This window comes from uncultured Mailhella sp., assembly GCF_944324575.1.
GTDB lineage: Bacteria > Desulfobacterota > Desulfovibrionia > Desulfovibrionales > Desulfovibrionaceae > Mailhella.
On sequence record NZ_CALUWV010000138.1, the window covers coordinates 1 to 4,706 of the forward strand.

Here is a 4,706-nt window from a genome sequence, read left to right on the forward strand (position 1 = left end):
CGGGCATGGTAAGGACACGAGGCCATGCAGTACCGGCAGCCGATGCAGCGGGGCGGAATCTGGCTGACAATGCCGCCTTCTTCGCGCTTGTCGGTGGCGATGACGGGGCATACCGACACGCAGGAAGGCTTGCCGCACTGCATGCAGGGCCGGGGCAGATAGGCCACTTCGTGATCAGGGAAGCTCTTGTGATTGGAAAGACGGAACACGGTGAGCCAGTTGAGCGAACGCAGCTTGTTGCTGCCGTCCACGGCCGGGGCCACGTTGTTTTCCGCCTGGCAGGCCACCATGCACGCGCCGCAGCCCGTGCACTTGTCGATGTCGATGACCATGCCCCATTTTATCTTGAACTGTTTGACTTCAGAAGACATCACGACCCCCCTATGCTCTTGCGGCCTTCACGCCGGCAAGGCCCCAGACCGGCAGTCCGGTTCCGGGCTCTCTGCAAACGCTGGTCAGCGCCAGAACATTCGAGCCCTTGCCTCTGCTGAATTCGTCGAAGGCCGTATGGCCGAGACCGGCGACCAGCGAAACGGTGTCGGGCAGGATGCCTTCAAATATGGCGGCAACCACGGTGATTTCCACATTGTTGCCGGCAACCAGCCTGACGAGGTCCCCGGCTTTTACCTTGAGTTTGGCGGCGGTGGCGCCGTTCATCTGCGCCACGCTGTACTTGCCCTTGAGCTGGTAGTCGGTGACCACCTTGGTGGCGAAGGGCGGAATGGCCGTCTGCGGCGTGCCCATGGCAAGCACCACCACGGGAGCCACCTGAAGATCTCCTTCCGCGCCTCTGGCGGAAGCGGCGGCGCGCATGGCTTCCCAGTTGTAGAACAGCGGGGAGGCGGGCAGGGCGACTTTGGCCGTGTACACGGCGCCTTCGTCCATCATGGCGCGGAAGGGCGCGCCGAGGGCGTAGGCGTGCTTGTAAAGAAGGTCGGGCATGTCCTTCACGCCGAGCTCGATCTTGAGTTCCTGGGCGAGGGCGATGAACAGTTCGCCCGCGCTGCGCGCATCGGCAAAGGGTCTGGCCACGGGACGGGCCAGCGCGTAGGTCACGCGACCGGAGCCGTAGGGCGTCTGCACGTCGTCGAAGGCTTCCATGCCGAGGGCGGCGGGAAGCACGAGATCGCACTCTTCACAGGTCTCGCTCATGAAGCTGGCCACGGCCACGCTGAAGCCGGACTTCCTGATGGTTTCCTTCACGCCGGAATCGGCGGGCAGGGAATAGACCGGGTTGGCCGCGTACACGAGAAGAAGCGCGGGAGCCTTGGCCTTGCCTGCGGCCACGGACTGCGTGTAGTCCACGAAGCTCTTGCGCATGGTTTCGCGGTATTCGGTGGCGTTGGCCACCACGGAAACGGGGAAGGGCAGGTCGAGAAGGCCGCCTTCGCGGTTCACGCTGCCGAGCAGCATGTTGATGGCAATGGCCACCATGACGGGCCCGGCGCTGCCGCCGGCACCGAGGGCGCTGCCCGCGATGACGAGAGGCTTTTTGGCGCTGACGAGGGCCTTGGCCGCGGCTTCGAGGCGTTCAACGGGAACGCCGGTGATGCCGGACACCTTTTCGGGGGTGTAGGCGGCCGCAAAGTCGGCGAAGTTGCCGAGGCCTGCGGCAAAGCCGGTTCTGCCGGCCTTGATGACAAGATGGGCGATGCCCAGAAGCAGCGCCATGTCGGTGCCGCTCTTCATGGGCAGCCACAGATCGGAACCTGCGGCGGTATTGTTCTGCACGGCGCCGGCGTAGATGAACTTCTGCGTGGCTTCGCCGTCCATGGGATGGGTGCGGTTGAACAGGCTGCGGTTGGCGGCCACCACGCCCCAGCTTTCAAGCACGGGAGCGCCCACGGCAAGAATGCAGTCGCTGCCTTCCATGTCGTAGCCGAGCCGTCCCTGACCGCCCATGGCTTCCCAGGCTGCGGCGGCGGGCTTTTCGTCGTCGGGCATGAAGTAGAAGTCGGAAGAGCCCAGCTGATTCAGCATGGCGGACATGACTTCGTTGATGCTCGACGTGGGATCGCCGGACACGGCGGCCACGGAAGAGCCTGCCTGCTGCGTCTTTTCCTTGAGGAGCTTTTCGGCTTCGGCCCAGCTTATGGCCACGTACGCGCCGTCGGGGGAGCGGCGCAGCGGCGTTTTAAGACGCGCCGGACTCACGCGAAGTTCGGCTTCGGCGGCGGCAAGGGCGGTCATGGCCCCGTGGGTCACGGGGTTGTTCTTGTCGCCGATGGTGCGCACGGGCACGCCGCCCACGGTGCGCACAAGAAATCCCGTGCCGGAAGGACACAGCTTGCTCACGGTGGGAATGTACTGGCTTTCGCCCTTTTTCAGGCGCGGAATCCAGCCCCAGTTCTGCGTCCAGTACACGGCGTCGTACAGGGTGTTCCAGATGATGGGAGACGCCACGAGGCCCACGGTCCCGCCGGCGGCAAATTTAAGAAATCCTCGTCTATCCATGATTTCCTCGCTTTTGCCTTACTTGTGGCAGGTGAAGCAGGCGTTGCTGGCGTTGGTGTTGCCCATGGCCATGTGTTCGGCATGGCAACGTTCGCAGCCCCACATCAGCATGGTGTTTTCGGAGTAGCCCGAAAGCCTGTTTTCCCGATAGACGGGAGGCACGTCCGTTTCCGCCACGTTGAGGTGACACCTCGAGCAGAATTCGGCCGTTTCCTTGGGACCCTTGAGTTCGGCCAGAGGACCGAAGTGCAGGGCATGACTGAAGAACACGTTGTCGGGCTGCTTCTGATAGACAAGCCATTCCGACTTGATCTCGCGACCGGTCTGAACGTATTCACGGACGAAACGCGCTTCTTCGGGGTTGGAGCCCAGAACCGTGAAATGGCATTCCGCGCACTGTGCGGTGGTGGGCGTCCCGCTGAATGAGCCGTCGGCGCGTACGAAGTGGCACTGCTCACAGGTCATGCCCTGATTCTGTACGTGCTCGACATGGCTGAAGGCGATGGGCTGCTTCTTGGTTTCCTTCATAAGGTTGGGCAGAACCCACCATCCCAGAATAAGGGCCACTACCAGCCCCACGACAAACGCGCCCCAGCCACAGCTGCATTTCTTTGCCGCGGTCGCCGGTGTGGTTGTGTTGTTCCTCTCCTCCATCCCGATGCCTCGTGCTGGTTGAGGTGATAAAAAAGACAGTGCGCATCTTCCGGCCGGGCCGGAAGGGAGGCATGTCGGAACCGCCTGAAATTCCATGCCTTTACGGCGACGGTTCCAGTGAACTTTGATATATTAGTTCAAAAAGAGGCGGCTTGCAACGGTGAAAACGTCTTTCGTTCGCCTTCATGCGCGGGCGCAAAAGAGACCAAAGGGCCTCATGCGCCGAAATTCCCGCCCTAACTGTGGAAAATTTCAGGATCTTTCCGTTTCTTTCCCTGAATGGCCGCCCGTTTTTTTTCTTGATTGTGCGCTGCAAAAAAAGGTATGTTATTTTTTTCATTTATTAAAGTGTCCATGAATCCTCCGGTTCCCGCGCCGGAGCGGGGAAATCCCCCGGGACTTGCCATAGACGCCTTCCCTTTTTATACTTTTTGCCGAAGCGGTGTTCCGTCTTCCTTTTTCATCAACGTTCCGGGGAACGTCCCTCGTCTCCGAAACAAACGCAAAAGGCGGGTACTTGCATGCAGCAGTCCTTGGATTGTCGTATTTGTGGCAGAAAATTCAGCAAGCGCGGAGGCATCCGGCATCTGTGCAAGGAAACCATCGCAGACTTTGCGCGTTTCGACATCGACGCCGAGGACATGTGCATGTCCTGTGCCATGGACAAGGTGAAGGAACTTTCCCTCGTGCGTGAAGAACGCCTCGGCGACCTCAAGGCAGAGCTCAAGGAATATCAGGACAAGGTGCTTCAGGAAATCGAAGTCTTTACCACTCCGCATCCCGAAACCTGGACCAGCGGCGTCAAGGGCGTGGTTTCCGGCTATGCCGTCATCGGCGTGGGCGCCTTCACCGGCCTTGCCAACGTGCTCACCGACTTCTTCGGCGGCGAGTCCGAAGACTACCTCAACAAGATCCGCATGGCCGAACGCCGTGCCATCAACGTGGCCAAGCTTCAGGCCATCGAAATGGGCGCCAACGTCATTTCCGGCATCCGCCTCGAAGTGAAGAGCGGCTCCACCGGCCTGCTGCTCGTTTCCTGCGTGGGCACCGCCCTTGAACACGGCGCCGTCAACATGCCCGACTTCACCAGAATGCGCGAGCTCTCCGCCGAATACCACAAGCTCAAGTCCGAACGCCTGCCCATCGTGGCCGGCACCTCCGAAAGCTACGCCGAACTCGCCCCCGACAAGGGCGAAAAGTTCCATATCCCCGCCTACCTCTAGGCCTGCTGTCCTGCTGAACCAAAGCCCCGCCTCCCTCCCTCAGGAGCGCGGGGCTTTTTCGTCAGAAAACGCAGGAAACACAGGAAAGGCAGGAAAGGGAGGGGGACGCGGGGCGTCGGCCCGGCCCCCGGGAAGGCACAGGAACGCCGCCCCTGAACCCCGGCGGGGCGTCTTCCGGTTCCCCGAAAGGCAATGCGGGGCGCCGCCCCTGACCCCGCCGGGGAGATAATCTCCCCCGGGCCCCCAAAAAGGCATGCGGGGGAAATAATTCCCCCCGCACCCCCCTGTTTCTTTCAGCTTCTTATCAAACACGGAGGGAACGCAAGGCTCAAAGCTCCGCGCAAATATTCAGGAAAGTTCCGCAAAGGCCGGAAG

At 61.3% G+C, this 4,706-nt stretch carries 4 protein-coding genes; 1 reads left to right on the forward strand and 3 read right to left on the reverse strand.

Going from position 1 to position 4,706, the window contains the following annotated elements:
- The 3 genes from Q0J81_RS10635 to qrcA form a co-directional block, all read right to left on the reverse strand.
- The coding region (locus tag Q0J81_RS10635; RefSeq protein WP_294447781.1) for a 4Fe-4S dicluster domain-containing protein at nt 1-371 on the reverse strand (371 nt) is incomplete at its 3' end.
- A 10-nt stretch (nt 372-381) separates the two neighbouring features.
- Nucleotides 382-2,454 carry a menaquinone reductase molybdopterin-binding-like subunit QrcB gene (gene qrcB / locus Q0J81_RS10640; protein ID WP_294447782.1) on the reverse strand — a complete coding sequence of 691 codons (2,073 nt, stop codon included), beginning with the start codon at nt 2,452-2,454 and terminating at the stop codon, nt 382-384.
- Between the two features lie 18 nt (nt 2,455-2,472).
- Nucleotides 2,473-3,108 (reverse strand): menaquinone reductase multiheme cytochrome c subunit QrcA, encoded by a 636-nt coding sequence (gene qrcA, locus Q0J81_RS10645; protein WP_294447784.1) that lies wholly within the window; start codon nt 3,106-3,108, stop codon nt 2,473-2,475.
- A gap of 521 nt (nt 3,109-3,629) precedes the next feature.
- Here qrcA and Q0J81_RS10650 point away from each other — a divergent pair.
- A complete protein-coding gene (locus Q0J81_RS10650) occupies nt 3,630-4,331 on the forward strand; it encodes a heavy metal-binding domain-containing protein (RefSeq protein WP_294447786.1) in 702 nt (233 codons plus the stop codon).
- Nucleotides 4,332-4,706: the final 375 nt, after the last annotated feature.

Bases quoted from the DNA above. Each gene is read 5' to 3' on its own strand.
- qrcA (WP_294447784.1), bottom strand. From the start codon at position 3,108: ATGGAGGAGAGGAACAACACAACCACACCGGCGACCGCGGCAAAGAAA.
- qrcB (WP_294447782.1), bottom strand. From the start codon at position 2,454: ATGGATAGACGAGGATTTCTTAAATTTGCCGCCGGCGGGACCGTGGGC.
- Q0J81_RS10650 (WP_294447786.1), top strand. From the start codon at position 3,630: ATGCAGCAGTCCTTGGATTGTCGTATTTGTGGCAGAAAATTCAGCAAG.